The organism is Actinoplanes sp. NPDC004185 (assembly GCF_053603475.1).
Window position 1 is genome coordinate 65,486 of the sequence record NZ_JBSGFR010000028.1, and the last position, 20,040, is coordinate 85,525.

Annotated in this window: 20 protein-coding genes; all 20 read left to right on the forward strand. The window is 70.7% G+C overall.

What is annotated here, in order from left to right; translation table 11 throughout:
- Positions 1-13 precede the first annotated feature (13 nt).
- The 20 genes from ACWEOZ_RS26990 to ACWEOZ_RS27085 all read left to right on the forward strand — a co-directional run bounded on the left by ACWEOZ_RS26990 (position 14) and on the right by ACWEOZ_RS27085 (position 19,978).
- Positions 14-1,321 carry a FliI/YscN family ATPase gene (locus tag ACWEOZ_RS26990; protein WP_451913464.1) on the forward strand — a complete coding sequence of 436 codons (1,308 nt, stop codon included), beginning with the start codon at positions 14-16 and terminating at the stop codon, positions 1,319-1,321.
- Between the two features lie 90 nt (positions 1,322-1,411).
- Positions 1,412-2,086 (forward strand): flagellar export protein FliJ, encoded by a 675-nt coding sequence (locus ACWEOZ_RS26995; RefSeq protein ID WP_451913465.1) that lies wholly within the window; start codon positions 1,412-1,414, stop codon positions 2,084-2,086.
- Positions 2,083-3,036 (forward strand): transglycosylase SLT domain-containing protein, encoded by a 954-nt coding sequence (locus tag ACWEOZ_RS27000; protein WP_451913466.1) that lies wholly within the window; start codon positions 2,083-2,085, stop codon positions 3,034-3,036. Before ACWEOZ_RS26995 ends, ACWEOZ_RS27000 begins: the two co-directional genes overlap by 4 nt.
- A gap of 29 nt (positions 3,037-3,065) precedes the next feature.
- On the forward strand, positions 3,066-5,270 hold the full coding sequence (locus ACWEOZ_RS27005; protein WP_451913467.1) for a flagellar hook-length control protein FliK: 2,205 nt from the start codon (positions 3,066-3,068) through the stop codon (positions 5,268-5,270).
- A gap of 83 nt (positions 5,271-5,353) precedes the next feature.
- The gene (locus ACWEOZ_RS27010; protein ID WP_451913468.1) at positions 5,354-5,845 is read left to right on the forward strand and encodes a flagellar hook assembly protein FlgD; all 492 of its coding nucleotides are present in this window, start codon (positions 5,354-5,356) and stop codon (positions 5,843-5,845) included.
- 3 nt (positions 5,846-5,848) lie between these two features.
- Positions 5,849-7,048, forward strand: a complete 1,200-nt coding sequence (locus ACWEOZ_RS27015; protein ID WP_451913469.1) for a flagellar hook protein FlgE — start codon at positions 5,849-5,851, stop codon at positions 7,046-7,048.
- Positions 7,049-7,308: 260 nt separating this feature from the next.
- Positions 7,309-7,602, forward strand: coding sequence for a flagellar FlbD family protein (locus tag ACWEOZ_RS27020; protein ID WP_451913470.1), 294 nt, complete (start codon positions 7,309-7,311; stop codon positions 7,600-7,602).
- Complete coding sequence (locus ACWEOZ_RS27025) at positions 7,602-8,390, forward strand: flagellar motor protein (RefSeq protein ID WP_451913471.1); 789 nt, start codon at positions 7,602-7,604, stop codon at positions 8,388-8,390. Before ACWEOZ_RS27020 ends, ACWEOZ_RS27025 begins: the two co-directional genes overlap by 1 nt.
- 91 nt (positions 8,391-8,481) lie before the next feature.
- The gene (locus tag ACWEOZ_RS27030) at positions 8,482-9,498 is read left to right on the forward strand and encodes a flagellar motor protein MotB (protein ID WP_451913472.1); all 1,017 of its coding nucleotides are present in this window, start codon (positions 8,482-8,484) and stop codon (positions 9,496-9,498) included.
- 20 nt (positions 9,499-9,518) lie between these two features.
- Positions 9,519-9,986, forward strand: coding sequence for a flagellar basal body-associated FliL family protein (locus ACWEOZ_RS27035; RefSeq protein WP_451913473.1), 468 nt, complete (start codon positions 9,519-9,521; stop codon positions 9,984-9,986).
- 109 nt (positions 9,987-10,095) lie between these two features.
- Positions 10,096-11,028, forward strand: coding sequence for a flagellar motor switch protein FliM (locus tag ACWEOZ_RS27040; RefSeq protein WP_360545763.1), 933 nt, complete (start codon positions 10,096-10,098; stop codon positions 11,026-11,028).
- A complete protein-coding gene (fliN, locus tag ACWEOZ_RS27045) occupies positions 11,025-11,777 on the forward strand; it encodes a flagellar motor switch protein FliN (RefSeq protein ID WP_451913474.1) in 753 nt (250 codons plus the stop codon). Before ACWEOZ_RS27040 ends, fliN begins: the two co-directional genes overlap by 4 nt.
- A 3-nt stretch (positions 11,778-11,780) precedes the next feature.
- Positions 11,781-12,203, forward strand: a complete 423-nt coding sequence (fliO, locus tag ACWEOZ_RS27050; RefSeq protein ID WP_451913475.1) for a flagellar biosynthetic protein FliO — start codon at positions 11,781-11,783, stop codon at positions 12,201-12,203.
- A 1-nt stretch (position 12,204) separates the two neighbouring features.
- Positions 12,205-13,056: a flagellar type III secretion system pore protein FliP gene (gene fliP, locus ACWEOZ_RS27055; protein WP_451913476.1), complete on the forward strand. Its 852-nt coding sequence runs from the start codon at positions 12,205-12,207 to the stop codon at positions 13,054-13,056.
- The gene (locus ACWEOZ_RS27060; protein ID WP_360545771.1) at positions 13,053-13,817 is read left to right on the forward strand and encodes a flagellar biosynthetic protein FliR; all 765 of its coding nucleotides are present in this window, start codon (positions 13,053-13,055) and stop codon (positions 13,815-13,817) included. Before fliP ends, ACWEOZ_RS27060 begins: the two co-directional genes overlap by 4 nt.
- A 3-nt stretch (positions 13,818-13,820) precedes the next feature.
- Positions 13,821-14,912 (forward strand): EscU/YscU/HrcU family type III secretion system export apparatus switch protein, encoded by a 1,092-nt coding sequence (locus ACWEOZ_RS27065; RefSeq protein WP_451913477.1) that lies wholly within the window; start codon positions 13,821-13,823, stop codon positions 14,910-14,912.
- Between the two features lie 77 nt (positions 14,913-14,989).
- Positions 14,990-17,032: a flagellar biosynthesis protein FlhA gene (gene flhA, locus ACWEOZ_RS27070; protein WP_451913478.1), complete on the forward strand. Its 2,043-nt coding sequence runs from the start codon at positions 14,990-14,992 to the stop codon at positions 17,030-17,032.
- Complete coding sequence (locus tag ACWEOZ_RS27075) at positions 17,022-18,596, forward strand: hypothetical protein (protein ID WP_451913479.1); 1,575 nt, start codon at positions 17,022-17,024, stop codon at positions 18,594-18,596. Before flhA ends, ACWEOZ_RS27075 begins: the two co-directional genes overlap by 11 nt.
- Positions 18,597-18,599: 3 nt before the next feature.
- Positions 18,600-18,857, forward strand: coding sequence for a hypothetical protein (locus tag ACWEOZ_RS27080; protein WP_451913480.1), 258 nt, complete (start codon positions 18,600-18,602; stop codon positions 18,855-18,857).
- Between the two features lie 71 nt (positions 18,858-18,928).
- On the forward strand, positions 18,929-19,978 hold the full coding sequence (locus ACWEOZ_RS27085) for a sulfotransferase family protein (protein ID WP_451913481.1): 1,050 nt from the start codon (positions 18,929-18,931) through the stop codon (positions 19,976-19,978).
- The last annotated feature ends 62 nt before the right edge of the window (positions 19,979-20,040 follow it).

Below are 20,040 nucleotides of genomic sequence, written 5' to 3' on the forward strand. Positions count from 1 at the left end.
GAGGCCCCTACCGGTGACCGACGTCTTCCGCAATCGCATCAACGCCGCTCTGACCGCCGCCCAGCCGCTGAGCCGCGGCAAGGTCACCGGCGCGGTCGGCCTGCGGGTGACCGTCAGCGGGCTGGAGGCCCGGGTCGGCGAACTGCTGCAGATCGGCGAGGGCGACGAGGCCGTGCTGGCCGAGGTGGCCGCGATCGACGGTGAACGCCTCTCCTGCCTGCCGCTGGGCCCGATCGCGGGCATGAGCACCGGCAGCCCGGTGGTCTCCACCGGTGGTCCGCTGCGCGTCGCGGTCGGCCCGGATCTGCGCGGCCGCATCCTGGACGGCCTGGGCCGCCCGATGGACGGCGGCCCGCCGCTGAAGGGCGAGATGGTCGGCATCGAGGCCGCCCCGCCCTCGGCGATGGAACGCCAGCTGGTCGACGCGCCGATGCCGCTGGGCGTACGGGTCCTCGACACGCTCGTGCCCTGCGGCCGCGGCCAGCGCATCGGCATCTTCGCCGGGTCGGGCGTGGGCAAGAGCACGCTGATGTCGATGATCACCCGGGGTACCACGGCCGAGCTGAACGTCGTGGCGCTGGTCGGCGAGCGCGGCCGGGAGGTCCGCGAGTTCATCGAGCACGACCTCGGACCCGAGGGGCTGGCCCGCTCGGTGGTGGTGATCGCCACCTCGGACACCCCGCCGCTGGTCCGGCTGCGGGCCGGCTCGGTCGCCACCCGGATCGCCGAGTACTTCCGCGACGAGGGCGGCGACGTGCTGATGATGATGGACAGCGTGACCCGCGCGGCGATGGCCCAGCGCGAGGTCGGCCTGTCCGTCGGCGAGCCGCCGGCCACCCGCGGTTACCCGCCGTCGGTCTTCGCGATGCTCGCCTCCCTGCTGGAACGGGCCGGTCCCGGCGCCCGGGGCAGCATCACCGGCCTCTACACGGTGCTGGTCGAGGGCGACGACCACAACGAGCCGATCGCCGACGCGGCCCGCTCGATCCTGGACGGGCACATCGTGCTCGACCGCAAGCTGGCCACCGCCGGCCACTTCCCGAGCATCCAGGCGCTCGACTCGATCTCCCGGGTGGCCAACCGGATCACCACCCCGGAGCAGAAGAGCGACGCGGCGGAGCTGCGTCGCCTGATGGCCGCCCACCGCGACGTCCGGGAACTGGTCGAGATCGGCGCGTACGTGCCGGGCACGAACCCGGACGCCGACCGGGCCACCGCGATCTGGCCGCAGATCACCGCTTTCCTGCGCCAGGGCCTGGACGAGAAGGTCAGCGCGGCCGAGTCGTGGCACGCGCTGCGGCAGCTCATCGCCGCCTCCTGACGGGTGCAGCTCGGGTGCAGGCGCTCAGCCGGTCCGGGCCCGGGCCGACCGGAATGGTGAGGGAGTCGCCTCGACGCATCGGGAGGTCTCGTGAATCGTCTGTTCCGGCTCGGACCCGTTTTGCGGGCCCGCAAGGCTCAGGAGGACGCCGCCAAGGGCGCTGTCAGCCAGTCCCGCCAGGAGATCCGCGACGCCCAGGCGCTGGTCAAGCGCCGTCAGCTCGACCTGGCCGGCGCGGACGCACCGACCGAGGGCACGGCGCGGGCCATGGTCGCCTCGATGGTGGCCCGCCAGTCGATGGCCGCCACTCTGTCCGGCGCGCACCGGATGGTCGCCGACGCCGAGGACCTGGCCCGGGAGAAGCAGGCCGAACTGGCCGACGCGGCCAAGCGGCGCCGGGCGGTGGAGTCGATGGCCGAACGGCACGCCGCGGCGGTCAAGGCCCACGACCTGCGGACCGAGCAGCTCGCCATCGACGAGATGGCCGTGACGGCCAAGGCCCGCAACGCGGCCCGGGGCATCGACGCGACCAGCGAGGAACGGGCCAGCACCCTGCGCCACGGCAACGGCACCGCCGCCGACCGGGAGGACGCCGCCCGGGAGACAGCGAACTCGGTGGCTGCCCGGCGGCCCGCCGTCGACCTGGCGAACGCCCGGCAGGCGATCGATGCCGCCCGGGCCCCACTTTCGCTTGCCGCTAAGCGCGACGGCGAACCCGCCGAACTCACCGACGAGGGCAACGCCGACGACGGGAGCCGCGCATGATTGGTGTCCAGGGAGTCATGTCCCGCATCTCCGAGCTCAAGTCCCAGCTCGGGATCACCCCACCGGCCGCACCGGACGCCGCCTTCGCCAAGGCGCTCAGCAAAGCCACCGGCACCACGGGCACCACCGGTGTCACCGGGCAGGCCGTGGTCGACGCCGCGAAGAAGTACCTCGGCACGCCGTACGTCTTCGGCAGCACGAACGCCGCCAAGGGGCTGGACTGCTCGGCCCTGGTGCAGAAGGCGTACCAGGATCTCGGCATCGACCTGCCCCGCACCTCGGGGGAGCAGGCGCGGGCCGGCACCAAGGTCGACAGCATGCGCGACGCGAAGCCCGGCGACATCCTGGCCTTCGACTCCCCCGTCGACCACGTCGCCATCTACCTGGGCGACAACAAGATGATCGCGGCGCCCAAGGCCGGCGACCACGTCAAGATCCAGTCGGTCTACGAGACGCCCACGCACATCCGCCGGGTCGTCGGCACCGATCTCGCCGCCCGGGCCGCCACCGGCACCGGGGCCGCGGCGGCCGTTCGCCCGGCCAGCCTGCAGAACTCCACCTCGCTGGCCGGTGTCCCGTACGCGGACATGTTCCTCAAGGCGGGCGCGAAGTACGACGTCTCACCGAAACTGCTGGCCGCCGTGGCCAAGGTCGAGTCCGGCTACAACCCGAAGGCCGTCAGCAAGGCCGGCGCGCAGGGCCTGATGCAGCTCATGCCGGCCACCGCACGCGGTCTCGGCGTCGACAACTCGTTCGACCCGCAGCAGGCCATCAACGGTGCCGCGAAGCTGCTCTCCAGCCATCTCAAGGAGTTCAAGTCCCTGCCGCTGGCGCTGGCCGCGTACAACGCCGGCGGCGGCAACGTGCACAAGTACGGGGGCATCCCGCCGTTCGCGGAGACCCAGGCGTACGTGCCCAAGGTCCAGAAGGCGCTGGCCGCGCTCGGCTGAGCGCCGTACTCGCAAGGGAGAACCGCCGTATGACGAGCTCCGTCACCGGGCCGGACCGCAGACCGACGACCGACGCCGGGCGCCGTACGGGCCCCCGAGCAGGCGAGGGCGCGGACGCCTTCGGTTCGGCGCTCTCGGCCGAGCTGGACCGGGCCCCGGCGGACCAGGCCGAGAACCGGGCGGACCGGCAGCGGCAGCACCAGGCGGCGCAGAACCAGGCGGCGCAGGGCCGGACGGCTCAGCAGCGGGCGCAGGACCAGGCCGCGTTGCACCGTTCCGGGGCCGCGAACCGGGCGGCGCTGGCCCAGGCCGAGTCCCGCTCGGCCGACGCCCGGCTGCAGAACCGCGCCGCCCAGCACCGGGCTGTGCCCAGCCGCGCCACCGAGCAGCGGGCCGTGCCGCAGCGGCTGTCCCAGGCCCGGCCGGCCGCGCCACGCGCCGAAGTCCAAAGGCCCGCCGCCGAGCAGCGGGAGACTCAGCCCACACCGCCTCAAACAGGCGAGCTCCGGCCCCAGGGCGAGCAGGTCGAGGGCACAGCCGGGCAGCGGACCGCGCGTCCGGAGCAGGCCGTCGCCACGAAGACCGGGGAAACTCAGCCGGTGGCGGCCGAGCCGGCCGGGACGGCGCCGGCTGCGACCGAGGCGGTGGAGACGGAAGCGGTAGAGGCCGAGGCGGTGGAGGCCGACACCAGTGAGCCTGTTCCGCCGACGCCGCCGGCCGTGCTGGCCCAGGCCGCGCTGCCCGCGATCGGCCCGGTGCTGACCGGGCCGGTCACCACCGAGCCGACGGCGACACCGGCCACGCCGAGCACGCCGGCCGTCACAGCGGCGCAGGCAACAACGACGGCCGTCACCAGCCCCACCGCCACCACGCCCGGCCCCACCACCACCAGCGCCACGGCGGCAAGCACCACCGCGGCAAGCACCACCAGACCCGGCACCACCACACCCGGCACCACCACACCTGGCACCACCACACCTGGCACCACCAGACCCGGCACCACCACACCTGGCACCACCACACCTGGCACCACCACGCCGGGCAGCGCCGCACCCGGCACCACCACCCCGGGCACCGCCACGCCGGGCAGCGCCGCACCCGGCACCGCCACGCCGGGCACCGGCACGTCCAGCACCGCCACGCCGAGCACCGGCACGTCCAGCACCGCCACGCCGGGCACCGGCACGCCAGGCACCGCGGCCACCGGCCAGGCACCGGTCGCTCCGGCGACGCCGGGTAGCGACGAGACCCTCGCCGGCGGCGCGCAGGCGACTGCGGGGACTCAGGACGAAAGCCCGGCCACCACGCAGACCGGCGCCTCCGCGGCCGCGCCCAGCCTGAGCAACACCACCGGAACTCCGGCCCCGCAAGCGCAGCCGTCCGCCAATGGCACTCCTGCGGCCCCCGTGGAACCCGGTACGACCCAGGTCGTGGCCGAGGGCGCCGATCCGGCACCGGCCGCAGCCACCCCTCCCACCACAGCCATCACTCCGGACACCACGACTGCGCCGGTCACGGAGACTGCTCCACCAACCGCCGACGCCGCCACTACCGACACCGCCCAGACCGACACCGCCCCGGCCGAAGCACCTCCGCTCGGCGAACAGACCGCCGGCGGCGACACCGCCGGGCAGAGCGCGGACGGACAACAACCGGGCACCGGTACGAATTCCCCGCAGCCACCCACCACCACCGCCCCGGGTACCGAACAGCCTTTCGCCGTACCGGGAAATGCCGGAGTGGCCGCGACCGCACCCGCCGCACCCACCGCCCCCGTGGCGGACGCCGCGCCGCCGGCCCCGGCCGCGCCCAGCCCGCAGGCCACCCAGCTCGCCGCCCGGATCATCCCGCTGCGGCTGGACGCGGACGGCGTCCACCGGCTCACCGTCAACCTGCACCCCGCCGATCTGGGCCCGGTGCAGGTCGTCGCCGAGATCCGCAACGGGGAGATCAACGTGCAGCTGTCCAGTTCGACCGACGCGGGACACGAGTCGCTGCGCAACGCCCTGGACGACCTGCGCCGGGAACTCCAGCAGTCCGGCTTCGGCAACACCTCGCTGGATCTGCGCCAGGGCACCGGCCAGGACCAGGCGCGCCAGCAGTTCGCGTTCATGGGCAGCAACAACGGGACCCGCGGCGGGAACGGCGGCGACACCGCGGAACCGGCTCCCGTACCGGCCGAGCCGAGTCCCCCGCGCACCACCGGCAACAGCCGGCTCGACATCCGGGCCTGAGCCGGAACAGGGGCTAAGTGAATCGGCGAACCCGCCGAAACTGAGGGCGAGGGCCACCGACTCGAACTCTGGAGGACTTGTTCATGACGTCACCGATCGGCGGAAACGTCAGCAGGGAATTCGACGCCAAGAACGCGAAAGCGACGTCGATGTACACGAACAAGACCAGCACGGACGCCGGTGCCAGCAAGTCGGTGGCCGACCAGGACACGTTCCTGAAGCTGCTGGTGGCACAGCTGAAGTACCAGGACCCCAGCAACCCGGCCGACTCGACCCAGTTCCTGGCCCAGACGGCGCAGTTCACCCAGGTCGAGAAGCTCGGCCAGATCGCCGACATGATGCAGGCCCAGCAGTTGATCGGCGCGAGCGCGCTGGTCGGCCGCACGGTCACGTATCAGGACGCGAACGGCATGACGCAGACGGGCGTCGTCACCAAGACGAAGCTCAACGGAGACAGCGAACCGACGCTCGTGGTCGGGAACACGGATGTGCAGCTGTCCAAGGTCACGGAAGTCCAGCAAACCGCAACCGGACCAGCGACAACCACCGATCCCGCTACCCCGAAGGACACCTGACCTATGCTGCGTTCTCTCTTCTCCGGCATCAGCGGCCTGCGCGCACACCAGCAGATGATGGACGTCACCGGCAACAACATCGCCAACGTCAACACCACGGGTTACAAGTCGAGCCAGACCGTCTTCCAGGACACGCTGTCGCAGATGGTCAACGCGGCCGGCGCCCCGCAGAACGGCGCCGGTGGCACCAACCCAGCCCAGGTCGGCCTGGGTGTGCGGACGGCCAGCGTCAACGCCAACTTCAGCCAGGGCGCCGCGCAGACCACCGGCAAGTCCGGCGACATGATGATCCAGGGTGACGGCTTCTTCATCACCAAGAGCGGCGGCGAGACGGTCTACACCCGGGCCGGCTCGTTCACCTTCGACGCCAACGGCTCGCTGACCACGCCCAACGGCCAGATCGTGCAGGGCTGGAGCGCCGACGCGCAGGGCGGGGTCAACGTGGCGGGCGCGCCCGGCAACATCAAGCTGCCGATCGGCATCAGCCTGGCCCCCGCGGCGACCACGAAGTTCACCCTGACCGGCAACCTGTCGTACGAGGCACCGATCGACGCCACGGGTGTCACGCCGGGAAGCTCCAAGGTGATCCCCATCCCGGTGATCGACGCGAACGGCGCCTCGAGCAGCCTGAACGTGACGATGACCCGGACAGGCCAGGACGAGTGGACCGCGACGACGCCCGGCGGCAGCACGGTCGCCATCCCGTTCGTCAACGGCAAGCCGAACGACGGCGTCAACCCGATGACCAGCATCGTGCTGGACGGTCTCTCCGTCGACATCACCGACATCACCCAGTACAGCGGCAACACCGAGGCCCGGGTGAGCGCCTCGGACGGTTCCGCCGCCGGCATCCTGAGCTCCTACACGGTGTCGAACACCGGCCAGATCGTCGGTGTCTTCTCCAACGGCCTGAAGCAGACGCTGGGTCAGCTGGCGCTGGCCAACTTCAACAACGTCAACGGTCTGGAGAAGATCGGTGACTCGATGTTCCGCAGCACGGTCAACTCGGGCCTGGCCCAGGTCGGCTCGGCCGGCTCGGCGGGCCTCGGCCTGATCACCAGCGGCGCGCTGGAGATGTCGAACGTCGACCTGGCCCAGGAGTTCACCAACCTGGTCATCGCCCAGCGCGGCTTCCAGGCCAACAGCCGGATCATCACCACCTCCGACGAGATCCTCCAGGAACTCGTCAACCTCAAACGATAAGACGGATGCATGGTCCGGCTTAGGCGGGGGTTGAGCAGAAGCACCAGCTCAGGCGGGGACTGAGAGAAGGATCGCCGGCTTAGGCCGGGGCCGGAGGTACGTCTGCCGGCCCCGGCCTCTGTCTGTTCCGGGAAATTGCGTGGGGTCGCACCCGGAATGCGACCAGGTCGCCCTCATCGGCAACCGGCACCACGCCGAAGTGACTAAGGACGGGCCATGGACGGCCCACCAGCCAAAGAGACGCCCCAAGGACGGATGTCGTGATTCTCGTAACCCGCCTCAACGGAGCCGTGTTCGCCCTCAACCCCGACCTGGTCGAGCGTGCCGACTGCACACCCGACACGGTCATCACGCTGGTGGACGGCACCAAGTACGTCATTGCCGAATCGGTGCCCGAGTTCATCGACTCGGTGCGCCACTACCGCGCCTCGCTGATCGCCCAGGCGAGTCGCATCGAGTCCGAGCCGGCCCTGCTGGCCGAGCCCGCGCCCGCTGACCACGACGACGAGACCGCTGCGACGAACGTGCTGCAGCTGCACCGGAAGGACCGCTGATGGACCTCGCCACCATCCTTGGTGTAGTCATCGCACTGGCCATCGTCTTCACCGTGCAGATCCTGGAGGGCGGTAGCCCGGCCTCCATCATCCTGATCCCGTCCATGCTGCTGGTCTTCGGCGGCGCGTTCTGCGCCGGCATGGCCGGTGGCGTGCTCAAGGACGCTCTCGGCGCCGGCAAGCTGCTGCAGAAGGCCTTCCTGGCCAAGGTGACGCCGCCGAACAAGCTGGTCGACGACATCGTCAAGCTGGCCGAGCGGGCCCGCCGTGAGGGCCTGCTGGCCCTCGAGGACGCGGTCAAGACCGTCGAGCACCCGTTCCTGAAGCGTGGGCTGCAGCTGGCCATCGACGGTACGGACCCCGAGGAGCTGCACGACATCCTGCACGCCGAGGTCGGCGCCAAGAAGAAGGCCGACAAGGCCGGCATGAAGATCTTCGAGAACATGGGTGGCTACGCCCCGACCGTCGGCATCATCGGCACGGTCATGGGCCTGGTGCACGTGCTCGAGAACCTCGACAAGCCGGAGACGCTCGGCCACTCCATCGCCGCGGCGTTCGTCGCGACGCTCTGGGGCGTGCTGTCCGCGAACCTGATCTTCCTGCCCGTCGCGGCCCGCCTGAGCCGGCTCTCCGGCATCGAGGCCGAGGAGATGGAACTGGTCATCGACGGTGTGCTCGCGATCCAGGCCGGCTCCAACCCGCGTCTGGTCGCCCAGAAGCTGCGCAGCCTGCTGCCGCCGGACGCCGCCAAGGCGGCCGAGGCCGCGTCCACCAAGAAGGCGGCCTAGGCATGACCGACTGCACCGAGCCACGCCGGGAAGGCGTCCGCCGCGACAGTGACGGCGAGGGCCACGAGGGCATGCGAAAGGTGGGCACAGGATGAGCTCGGGCGGCGGGGGGCGCCGGAAGAAGGGCGGCCACGAGGAGCACGAGGAGCACGTCAACCACGAGCGCTGGCTCGTGTCGTACGCCGACATGCTCACGCTGCTGTTCGTCCTGTTCGTGGTGCTGTTCAGCATGAGCAACGTCGACAAGAAGAAGTTCGCCGAGCTGGCGGCCGGCCTCTCCGAGGGCTTCGGTGCCTCCAGCGTCGCGATGACCGGCAACGTCTCGAACCTGGAGGGCGCCGGGCAGAGCACCAACGTCGTCCCGATCGACCCGGGCACCAACCCGGGCGACGGCGGTAGCGGCACCGAGGGCATGACCAAGGAGCAGAAGGAAGCGGTGCAGCGGGCTCTGCTCGCCGCGAGCCGCAAGGAGGCCTCGGCCAACGCGAAGGCGGCCACCAAGGAGGCCGAGAACCTCAAGGAGATCGAACGGAAGATCGCCGACGCGCTCGAGGCGGCCAAGCTGCTCAACCAGGTCAAGTTCACCATCAACGAGCGCGGCCTGGTGGTCACCGTGGTCACCAACGAGGTCGTCTTCGCCGGCAACCGGGCCGAGCTGCGGACCGGCGGGCGCAAGATCCTCGACGCCATCGCGCCCACCCTGGCCAAGCTGCCGAACAACATCGAGGTCGACGGCAACACCAACCAGCTCAAGGCGACCACCTCGTACTACCCCAGCGGCTGGGAGCTCTCCGCGGCCCGGGCGTCCACCACTGTCCGGTACCTGATCGGGCACGGCCTGCCCAAGGACCGGATGAGCGCGGTGGGCTTCTCCGACACCAAGCCGCTGATCGACCCCAAGGACCCGCGGGCGGTCACCATGAACCGCCGGGTGGACGTCGTCGTGCTCACCCAGCTCAACGCCGAGCAGGCGGCGCTGCTGCCGGCGGCCGCGGGCGACGACGCGAAGCTGCACACCGGAACTACCACCAAGCAGGCCGCCGCGGAGGCTAAAGCGACCGCCGGCACGACCGAATCAACCACCGAGTCCACCACCCCGCACGACTGACCACGACAGGAGGAGTTCCGATGAGCAAGGACGACAAGGAAGCTACGGCGGAAGCGCCGAAGAAGTCCAAGAAGAAGCTGATGATCATCATCATCCTCGCCGTGGTGCTGCTCGGCGGCGGCGGCGCCGGCGGCTGGTTCTTCTTCCTCAAGGGCGACGCGGCCGAGGCCGCCGAGCCGGAGCCGGTGAAGGGCGCGGTCGTCGCGATCGAGGACACGATGACGATCAACCTGGCCGACGCGCACTACCTCAAGCTCGGCTTCGCCCTGCAGATGACCGAGGAGGCCGGCGAGGAGGAGATCGACCTCGCGGAGGCCCGCGACATCGCGATCGACGAGTACACCGGCATGGAGCTGGCCGAGCTGGAGACCGAGAAGGGTCGGCTCAAGGCCAAGGAAGAGCTGCTCTCCAAGATCGAGAAGGCGTACAACGTCGAGGACAAGCACCTGGTGATGGGCATCTACTTCACCTCCTTCGTCACCCAGTGACCGCCGCGATGGGCAGGTCCGCTCCCCGCGGACCTGCCCATTTCGCGTAGCCGGGGACAAAGCACGCCCGGCGGCTCAGCGGTTCCGCAACCCGGCCGATCAGGACGACGTGACCACGTCTCCGACCCGATCCCCCGGCAAGATGGCCCGGCGCGGCAACGCCGGCCCCACCACGTACGACTTCCGCAAGCCGATCAAGCTGTCCCGTGAGCACATCCGGACCCTGCAGATCGCCTTCGAGACGTACGCGCGCAGCTGCGGAACGCTGTTCACCACCCGGCTGCGTGTGGTCAGCAGCGTGTCCCTGGTCTCCATCGAGCAGCTGAACTACGACGAGTACATCTCCTCGCTGGCCAACCCCACCGTGATCGCGGTCGTCTCCATCGAACCGCTGTCCGGCACGGTGCTGCTGGAACTCGCCTCCTCCGCCGCGATGACCGCTATCGACCACATGTTGGGTGGCCCTGGCGGGGCCCAGCCGGAGCGGCCGCTGACCGAGGTCGAGATGCCCCTGCTGCGCGGTCTGATGGAACGGATGCTCGGCGAGCTGCGGTACGGCTTCGAGCAACTGGTCGACATCTCCCCGAAGCTCAAGGAGATCGAGTACAACGCCCAGTTCCTGCGCGCGCACCAGCCGGGCGACGCCGTGGTGATCGCCTCGTTCGAGGTCAAGATCGGCACCGAGGAGTGCGTGGCCAGCATCTGCCTGCCGTTCAGCACCATCCTGCCGGTGCTGGAGAAGCAGGAGACCATCGAGCTGACCGCGGCCGAGCGGATGGTACGCGACACCTCGCTGCGCAACCTCACAGCCGGACTTTCCGCGGCGCCGATTGACGTAGCTGTCCGATTCCAGCCCATCCGCATGCGTACCGATGACATTGTGGATCTACGACCCGGTGATGTCGTGCCGCTGGCCCACCCGACCAGCGTGCCGCTCGAGGTCACCGTCAACGAGACCGTTTTCGCACACGCAGTTCCCGGTAACCAGGGTGCCCGGCTCGCCTGCCTCGTCGTGCCGTCACCCAAGGAGGAGCGCCGATGACCGCGCCCACGATCACCGATCCCCAGCTCGCGCTGGTCCGCAGCGCTGCCGAGGCGGCCCTGGCCGTGCTCCCGACGAGCCGCGAGCTGCTGGTCGGCGCGCCGGTGAGCGCGAGCGCCGACATGCTGACCACCGGGCAGGCCGTCACCGCCCGGTTCAGCGGCGCGGCGACCGGTGAGGTCGTCGTCGTGGTCGGCCAGGACCTGGCCGACGCGCTGAAGGAGAGCCCGCTCGGTGAGCTGGACCTGACCGCGGCGGTCCGGCCCGCGCTGGAGGCCGCGGCCCGCGCGTTCGGCCCCGTGGTGCTCGACCCGGGCCAGCTCATGGAGTCGGGCGTGGCGCTGAGCGCGATCGCCGCGAAGAACGACGCCGTGGCCGTGCCGCTGCTGGACGGGGGCGACATCCGGGCGGTCATCGCCATGACGCTGACGCCGTGGCCGTCCGACGGAGCGCCCGGTGGTGTGGCCCGCCGGGGCGAGGGTGGCGCCGCGCCCATGCGGGGCGGGCTGGACATGCTGCACGACGTCGAGATGGAGGTCTCGGCCGAGCTGGGCCGCACCCGGATGAGCGTGCGGGAGCTGCTGTCGCTGATCCCGGGCGCGATCGTGGAGCTCGACCGGGCCGCCGGCAGTCCGGCCGACCTGCTGGTCAACGGCCGGTTGATCGCCCGCGGCGAGGTGGTCGTCATCGACGAGAACTTCGGCATCCGGATCACCGAGATCGTCGCTCCCGGCAGCGAACGGGAGTAACCCTTGTTCGAGCTCGTGCTGCGGATCGGCTTCTCGCTGCTGGTCGTCTTCGGCCTGATGTGGGGACTGGCCAGGGTGGCGCGGCGCGGGGGCGTGGGCCGGCGGGGGTCCGGCAGCCTGTCGGTGCTCAACCGGCAGTCGCTGAGCCGCGGCTCGTCGGTGGCGGTGGTCCAGGTGGCCGACCGGGCCCTCATCCTCGGCGTCACCGACACCCAGGTCAGTCTGCTGGGCGAAACCGACCTGGACGCGTTCGGCCACGAACCGCACGTCCGGCCCGGGCCGGTGGTCGAGGCCGACGGCGTGCTCCCGGCGGTGCACCCGACCGTGCTGCCGCATCACGGCGGCAAGCTGGACGGCTCGCTGCTGTCCCCGCGGACGTGGAGCTCGACCCTGGACTTCCTGCGTGACCGGACGACGAGGCGCTGACATGTGGCGTCGTACCCTGCTGATCCTGCTCTTCGCGCTCGGCGCGCTGGTGCCGGCGGCCGCGGCGCAGGCCGCGCCGCCGCAGCCGATGCCCGCGCCCGCCGCCGTCACGGTCGGCTACGAGCTGCCGCGCGCGCCGGGCCCGACGGCCCCGGTCGCGCCCACGGTGAGCTCGAGCGGTGGCAGCATCAACTTCAACATCAACGGTACGAATCCCGACGGCAGCAAACCGGCCTCCTCGCTGGTGATCGTGCTGGGCCTGACCCTGCTCTCGGTCGCCCCGGCCGCGCTGCTGCTGTGCACCTGCTTCACCAAGGTGTTCATGGTCCTCGGGATCACCCGTAACGCGCTGGGACTGACCAGCCTGCCGCCCAACCAGGTGCTCGCCGGGCTGGCCCTGTTCATCAGCCTGTTCATCATGAGCCCGGTGGTGTCGCAGGTGAACGAGGTGGGCGTGCAGCCCTACCTGGCCGGCGACAAGACCCAGTCGCAGGCGTTCTCCGACGGGGTGCAGCCGCTGCGCGAGTTCATGCTCAAGAGCACCCGCGAGGACGAGCTGGCCCTGCTGGTCAAGGTGTCGGGGCAGAAGAAGCCCGCGACCCCGGCTGACGTGGAGCTCACCACGCTGATCCCGGCGTTCGTGCTGTCCGAGCTGCGCGCGGCCTTCATCATCGGCTTCGTCATCTTCATCCCGTTCCTCATCATCGACATGGTCGTCTCCGCGTCGCTGATGTCGCTGGGCATGATGATGCTGCCCCCGGTGACCGTGGCCATGCCGTTCAAGCTTCTGCTCTTCGTGCTGGTGAACGGCTGGGGGCTGATCATCACGGCGCTCGTGGGGTCGTACCAATGAACTGGGATCTGCCGATCTCGGAACTGGTCGCGATCATGCTCGGCGCGGCCCGGGCCGGCGCGTGGCTGATGCTCTGCCCGCCGTTCAACTCCCGGCTCATCCCCGGGCAGGTCAAGGTCCTGCTCTCGATCGGGCTGGCGTTGCCGATGGCGCCCTACCTGACCACCTCGGTGCCCACCATCCAGACCTCGGCGATCATCGCCAGCTCGGTGCTGCAGGTCTTCGTGGGCGCGGCGCTGGGGTTCATCACGTACCTCTTCTTCGCCGCGGTGCAGGCGGCCGGTGACCTGCTGGACGTCTTCGGCGGCTTCACCCTCGCGTCCGCCTACGACCCGTTGTCGCAGAACCAGAGCTCGGTCTTCGGGCGCTTCTACAACCTGGTGGCGGCGACGCTGCTGTTCGCCAGCGACGGGCACCAGCTGGTGTTGCGGGGGTTCCTGCAGTCGTACAAGACGCTGCCGCTGGACGCCAGTTTCTCGCTGGAGACGTTGAGCCGGCTGCTCACCAGCGGGATCGGCGAGATGGTGGTGGCCGCGGTGCAGATCGCCGGTCCGCTGATCGCCGTGCTCTTCCTCACCGACGTCGCGTTCGGCCTGCTCAACCGGGTGGCACCGGCGCTGAACGCGTTCCAGCTGGGCTTCCCGGCGAAGATCTTCCTGCTGCTGACCCTGTCCGGGACCGCCATCGCGGTCCTGCCGCGGGCCCTCGACACCCTGATCGACAAGGCTGTCACCGCGGTCGTCCGGTTGAGCGGGGGGTGACCCGTGGCCGGCGAGAAGACCGAACAGCCCACCGCCCAGAAACTCAAGAAGGCCAAGGCGGAAGGTCAGATCGGGCGCAGCCAGGACATCGGCGCCTGGGTCGGCATGCTGGCCGCCAGCATCGTGCTGCCGCGCACGCTGAGCTCGACGATGGAGCACTCGCGGGAGCTGATGGCCAAGGTCCCGGACGTCATCGCGGACCCCGATCCGCAGGTGGCGATGGGCATCCTGAAGGACGGCATGATGAGCGCCGCCTGGGCCGTGCTGCCGCTGGCGCTGACGATGATGGCGGTGGGCGTCGCGGCGGCCGGCGCCCAGGGTGGCATCCGGGTCGCCACCAAGCTGTTCATCCCGAAGTTCAACCGGCTCAACCCGCTGCCCGGCCTCAAGAAGATGTTCGGCATGCAGTCGCTCTGGGAGGGCACGAAGGCGCTGGTCAAGACCGGGGTGCTGGGCGGCGTGCTGTACATGACGATGAAGGACATCGTGCCGCTGCTGATGACCGCGGGTCAGTTGCAGATCGGTTCGCTGCTCGGCGTCATCAACGACGCCGTGCTGTCGCTGATCCGGGCGGCGGCGGTCGCCGGCATCGTGATGGCCGCCGCCGACTACTTCGTGGTGCGCAAGCGCACCAACAAGCAGCTGCGGATGAGCAAGGAGGAGGTCAAACAGGAGCACAAGAACACCGAGGGCGATCCGCACGTCAAAGGCCAGATCCGGGCCAAACAGATGGCCATGGCCCGCAACCGGCAGATGGCCGACGTGCCGACCGCCGACGTGGTGCTGGTCAACCCGACCCACGTCGCCGTGGCCCTGCGGTACGAACCGGAGCGCGGTGCCCCGCGGGTGATCGCCAAGGGCCAGGGCAACACCGCCCAGAAGATCCGTGAGCTCGCCACCGAGCACCGCATCCCGATGGTGCAGGACGTGCCGCTGGCCCGCGCGCTGGAGCAGAGCGTGGAGGTGGGCATGGAGATCCCGGCCGAGTTCTACGGCACGGTGGCCAAGGTACTGGCGTTCGTGATGAGCCTGAAGGCCAAGGGATCGGCGGCCGGGGTCCATCGCAACCCGAACCCGACCCCGGCGGCCGCATAGGACCATAGCCACAATCTGGGAGATTTACTCACATCGCGCGCCTCGCTGCGGGAGTATCAGCAAGTGGAGGGGGTGCTGTGAAGAACCGCAACCTCGGTAAGTTCGCCGTACCCGTCGGGGTCATCGGCATCATCGTCATGATGGTCGTGCCGCTGCCGACCTTCCTGCTCGACCTGCTCATCGCCCTCAACATCACCGGCGCCCTGCTGATCCTGTTGATTGCCATGTTCGTCCAGCGCCCGCTCGACTTCTCCGTCTTCCCGGCCCTGCTGCTGGTCGCCACCCTCTTCCGGCTGGCGCTCAACATCAGCGCCACCCGGCTGGTCCTGCGCGACGGCGACGCCGGCAAGGTCATCCACGCGTTCGGCAGCTTCGTGGTCGGTGGCTCCCTGGTCATCGGCCTGGTGATCTTCATGATCCTGATCATCGTGCAGATCGTGGTGGTCACCAAGGGTGCCGAGCGCGTCGCCGAGGTCGGAGCCCGCTTCACCCTCGACGCGATGCCGGGCAAGCAGATGGCCATCGACGCCGACCTCAACGCCGGCCTGATCGACGAAGCCGAGGCGAAACAACGCCGCGCCGACGTCGCCGCCGAGGCCGACTTCTACGGCGCGATGGACGGTGGCTCGAAGTTCGTCAAGGGCGACGCCATCGCCGCCATCATCATCACCGTCATCAACCTGGTCGGCGGCTTCGCCATCGGCATGCTCCAGGAGGGCATGTCGCCCGGCGAGGCGATGAACCACTACAGCCTGCTGACCGTCGGCGACGGCCTGGTCTCGCAGATCCCCGCCCTGCTGCTCTCGGTGGCCACCGGTCTGATCACCACCCGCTCGGCCACCACCGGCGACATGGGCAGCAGCGTCACCGCCCAGCTCAGCCAGAACAAGCTGGCCCTGCGCATCGCCGGCGGCGCCGCCCTCGGGCTGTGCGTGATCCCGGGCCTGCCCAAGATCCCGTTCCTGCTGATCGGCGGCACGGTGATGCTGATCGCCCAGCGGATCAAGGATCCGGTGCCGGAGGCCGCCGGCACCCCCGCGGCCGAGCTCGAACGCCCCGCGCCGGACTCCCCCGAGCAGCTGCTCGGGGAGATGCGGGTCGACCCGCTGGAGCTGGCCCTCTCGCCCGACCTGGTCGACCTGGTCGACACCAACGGCGGCGACCTGCTGGACCGGGTCCGGGCCCTGCGCCGCAAGATGGCCCTCGAGCTGGGCATGGTGATGCCGCCCGTGCGTACCCGCGATGACCTGGACCTGCCGCTCTCCTCGTACGCGATCCGGATCAGCGGGGTCGACGCCGGCACCGGCCAGGCCCCGCCCGGCACCGTGCTGGCGATCGGCGACGGCCTGCAGGCGCTGCCCGGCCGGGCCGGCGTCGAGCCGGTCTTCGGGCTGGCCGGCAAATGGGTCCCGGCCGAGCTGCACTACCAGGCGGAGCTCTCCGGCGCGACGGTCGTGGACCGGGCGTCCGTGATCATCACCCACCTGGCCGAGATCGTCCGGCAGAACGCCAGCCGCCTGCTCGGCCGCGAGGACGTGCGGTCGCTGACCGAGATGGTCAAGCGCACCCACCCCGTGGTGGTCGAGGAGCTGACGCCCTCGCTGCTCAGCCTGGGCCAGATCCAGCGGGTGCTGCAAGCGCTGCTCGACGAGGGTGTGCCGATCCGCGACCTGGTCCGGATCTTCGAGTCGCTGTCGCTGCGCGCCAAGGTCTCCGTCGACCACGACGGCCTGGTCGAGTCGGCCCGCGCCGCGTTGGGCCCCGCCATCGCCGCCCAGTACGCGGCCGGCGGCCGGCTCAGCGTCATCACGCTGGACCCGATGCTCGAGCAGAACCTGCTCGAGTCGCTGCGCCCGAGCGAGACCGGTGCCTTCATGGCGATCGACGGCATGCGGGCCGAGGCCATGGTCACCGAGGCGGGCCGGCTGGTCGAGGCGGCCGAACAGCAGGGCATCACTCCGGTGCTGGCCTGCTCACCGCAGCTACGGCTGCCACTGATGCGTCTCCTGCGCGCGGGTTCCCGCCGGGTGCAGGTGCTGTCCTATTCCGAGATCTCTGGTTCCACCGCACAGATCGAGACCATGGGGGTGGTGAACGGTGCCTACGCGGGTGCTGCTTGAGGGGCCGGCCATCGAGCCGTTGCTGGCGCAGGTGCGCGACGAGTACGGCTCATCGGTCCGGATCATCTCGGCCGACAAGGTCCGTAGCGGTGGCTTCGGCGGTTTCTTCGCCAAGCAGCACTACGAGCTGTCGGTCGAAGTTCCGGACGCCGACGAACGTGACGTACCACGCCGGCCACCGGCGGCCGAGGAGCCGCCACAGACGCTGGAACAGTTGCTGGCCCGCGCCGAGTCCCGGGACCGGATCGCGCCGGACGGTGGCCCGGCCACCGCGGACCGGCTGACCGGCCGGGACGCGGGGATGGGTGACGCCGAAGCCGCGGTGGGCCGGTCCGGACCGGGGGCCGGCCAGCTGGGTGCCGGGCAGCCGGGCGCGGCCGGACGGGCCGCCTCCGATCCGGGCGCCGCCTTCGCGGAGCTGATGGCCGGCCTGGACAAGGCCGACACCAGCCCGTGGGGCCGGCCGGGGCCACGGCCCAAGGTCACCGACGAGGACCGGCCGGAAAGCCCGACGGTACGACCGTTCCGCCCGGCCCAGGCCACTGGCTCGCCGGTCAACGGTGGTGGCTCCAGCAGCACCCGGCCGCTGCCGCCCGTACCGTCGCTGGCGGAGCTCATGGGCGGTCTCGGGGTGAACGACGCGCCGGCCTTCCCCACGAACGCCGCCGCCAACCGGGCCGCGCAGAACCCGGCACCGCCGCGCACCGCCGCCGCGGCGTACGGGCTGGTGCCGACCTCGCCGGCGCCGGCCGGCAACGGGCTGGCCGAGACGCTGGCCGGGCTCGGGCTGGGGGTGCCCGCGGCCGCACCGGCGCCCACTGTGCACGCGACGACGACGGCTCAGCCGCCGGCCGTGCTGCGACAGTTCCAGGGCGATCCGGTCCAGCTGAACCTGATGAAGGTCGGCATGCCGGAGGAGATGGCCGCGCAGATCATCGGCGGTGACACGTATGCCGGGGTGCTCAGCGTGCTGGCGTCGCGGCCCGGTGCACCGCCCGTGCCGGACGCACCCGGCGAGATCCTGGTGCTCTGCGGGGATCTGGACCACGCCCTGCCGATCGGCCGCAAGCTCTGCGAGCAGGCCGGGATCGACCAGGCGCACCTGATGCTGGGCGGGCCCACCGCGGCCGGCACCGGCATGCACTCCTCGCGGGTGCTCGGTGACCCGCCGGTCGCCGCGGGCAAGGCGGAGCGGCTGCAGAATGCCGACCACGCCTGGATCGTGGTGGTCGACGCACCGGTCGGTGGCACGGACCCGATCTGGGTCAGCGACATGTGCGACGCGCTGGGGGCCACGGCGGTGTGGGCGGTCGTGGACGCGACCCGCAAGACAGCCGACACGGCCCGGCACCTGCGGACGCTCGGTGAGGTGGAGGCGCTGGTGGTGCACAGCGTCGACATCACCTCGGACCCGGCCACCGTGCTGGGCCTGGATCTGCCGATCGTCTCGCTGGACGGCAAGCCCGCCACCCCGCACGCCTGGGCCGCGATGCTGTGCGCCCGGATCGCCGCGGACGTGGTGCCGATGGCCGCTCTCCCGCGGCGGCCCGCACGGGGCAGGTAGTCCGTGATCCGTCCCTCCGTCCTGCTGTTCGCGCTGCTGATGAGCGCACCGGCGCTGTACCGCTATCTCACCGACGAGGTCGACATCAGCCAGGTGCTGATCCGCTTCCTCATCGCCGTGCCGATCGCCGCGGTCCTGCTCGCCGGCCTGCGTTTCGTCACCGCCGGGTACGGCAGGACGGAGGAACCGGGCACCCCCACGACGCCGACGCCGGGAGTGCCCGATTCGTCAGGGTCTACGGGCATTCACGACACGCCTTGACAGTTCGTTAATAATTCCTTTTTGCTGGCATATGTTACTTCCGGTGCTCGACTGCCCACCGGAGGTGAACTGTGCCCGCTGACCGCCCGGTCATCGTCGTCGGCTGCCCGCGCTCGGGCACCACGATGCTGCAGCTCATGCTGCACGCCCATCCCCGCATCGCGATCCCGCCCGAGACCCGGTTCGTGCTGAACGTGTACCGCGAACGCCGCGACTTCGGCGACCTCTCGGTGCCGGCCAACCGGCGCGCCCTGGCCCGCCGGATCGTCGACCACCAGGAGACCCGCTTCTGCGACCTCGGCCTCGACGTCGAGGACGTGGTCGAGCGGATCACCGCCGGGCCGGGCACCCTCGGCTCAGCGCTGGGCACGGTCTTCCAGCAGTACGCGGCCCGCTTCGGCAAACCCCGCTGGGGCGACAAGCGACCGGCCTACCTGCACAACATCGACATCCTGCTGCGGCTCTTCCCGGACGCGCAGTTCATCAACATCGTCCGCGACGGCCGGGACTGCGTGGCCTCGCTCAAGGAGATGTCCTGGCACCGCAAGGACATCTACGCGACGGTCGCGGCGTGGGCGCGGGCTGTCGACGATGCCCGCCGGGCCGCCCGGCGCCTGGGACCGCGGCAGTGGCACGAGGTGCGCTACGAGGACCTGGTGGCCGATCCGCACGGACGGCTCGCCGCCATGTGCGCGTACCTGGGCGAGGAGTACCACCCGGCGATGGCCGAGCCGTCCGCGGTGGCACAGGTGGCGGTGCCCTCGTTCAAGACCTGGCACGCGCTGACCCACGCGCCGGTGACCACCCAGCGGGTGCAGAGCTGGCAGACCCGGCTCGACCCGGAGGAGATCGCCCTGTGCGAGGCGGCGCTGGGTTCGCGGCTGGTGGCCAGTGGATACGAGTTGTCCGGCACGGTCCGGCCGGCTCCGGCCGAGCTGCTGCGCTACGGCTGGACCGCGGCCCCGCAGCGACTGGTTCCGGCCCGGCGCGGTCTGAGCCGGGCCGCGAGCCGGCTGCGCCCCGGCCGGGGCCTGGCGTACGTGCCGGGGATGACGCTCACGCAGCGGATCGCATCAGAGCCGCACGAGACGAACGGCCGGGTCGACGCCGGCCAGCCGTGACAGCTCGGCCGCCGTCGTGGTCAGGGACTGACCGTTGCCGGCGCGGGGATCTGCTCGCGAAT

Coding starts and splice junctions, on each gene's coding strand:
- ACWEOZ_RS27010 (WP_451913468.1), top strand. CDS start 5,354: ATGACGTCACCGATCGGCGGAAACGTCAGCAGGGAATTCGACGCCAAG.
- ACWEOZ_RS27000 (WP_451913466.1), top strand. CDS start 2,083: ATGATTGGTGTCCAGGGAGTCATGTCCCGCATCTCCGAGCTCAAGTCC.
- ACWEOZ_RS27030 (WP_451913472.1), top strand. CDS start 8,482: ATGAGCTCGGGCGGCGGGGGGCGCCGGAAGAAGGGCGGCCACGAGGAG.
- fliN (WP_451913474.1), top strand. CDS start 11,025: ATGACCGCGCCCACGATCACCGATCCCCAGCTCGCGCTGGTCCGCAGC.
- fliP (WP_451913476.1), top strand. CDS start 12,205: ATGTGGCGTCGTACCCTGCTGATCCTGCTCTTCGCGCTCGGCGCGCTG.
- ACWEOZ_RS27005 (WP_451913467.1), top strand. CDS start 3,066: ATGACGAGCTCCGTCACCGGGCCGGACCGCAGACCGACGACCGACGCC.
- ACWEOZ_RS27060 (WP_360545771.1), top strand. CDS start 13,053: ATGAACTGGGATCTGCCGATCTCGGAACTGGTCGCGATCATGCTCGGC.
- ACWEOZ_RS27015 (WP_451913469.1), top strand. CDS start 5,849: ATGCTGCGTTCTCTCTTCTCCGGCATCAGCGGCCTGCGCGCACACCAG.
- ACWEOZ_RS27025 (WP_451913471.1), top strand. CDS start 7,602: ATGGACCTCGCCACCATCCTTGGTGTAGTCATCGCACTGGCCATCGTC.
- ACWEOZ_RS27035 (WP_451913473.1), top strand. CDS start 9,519: ATGAGCAAGGACGACAAGGAAGCTACGGCGGAAGCGCCGAAGAAGTCC.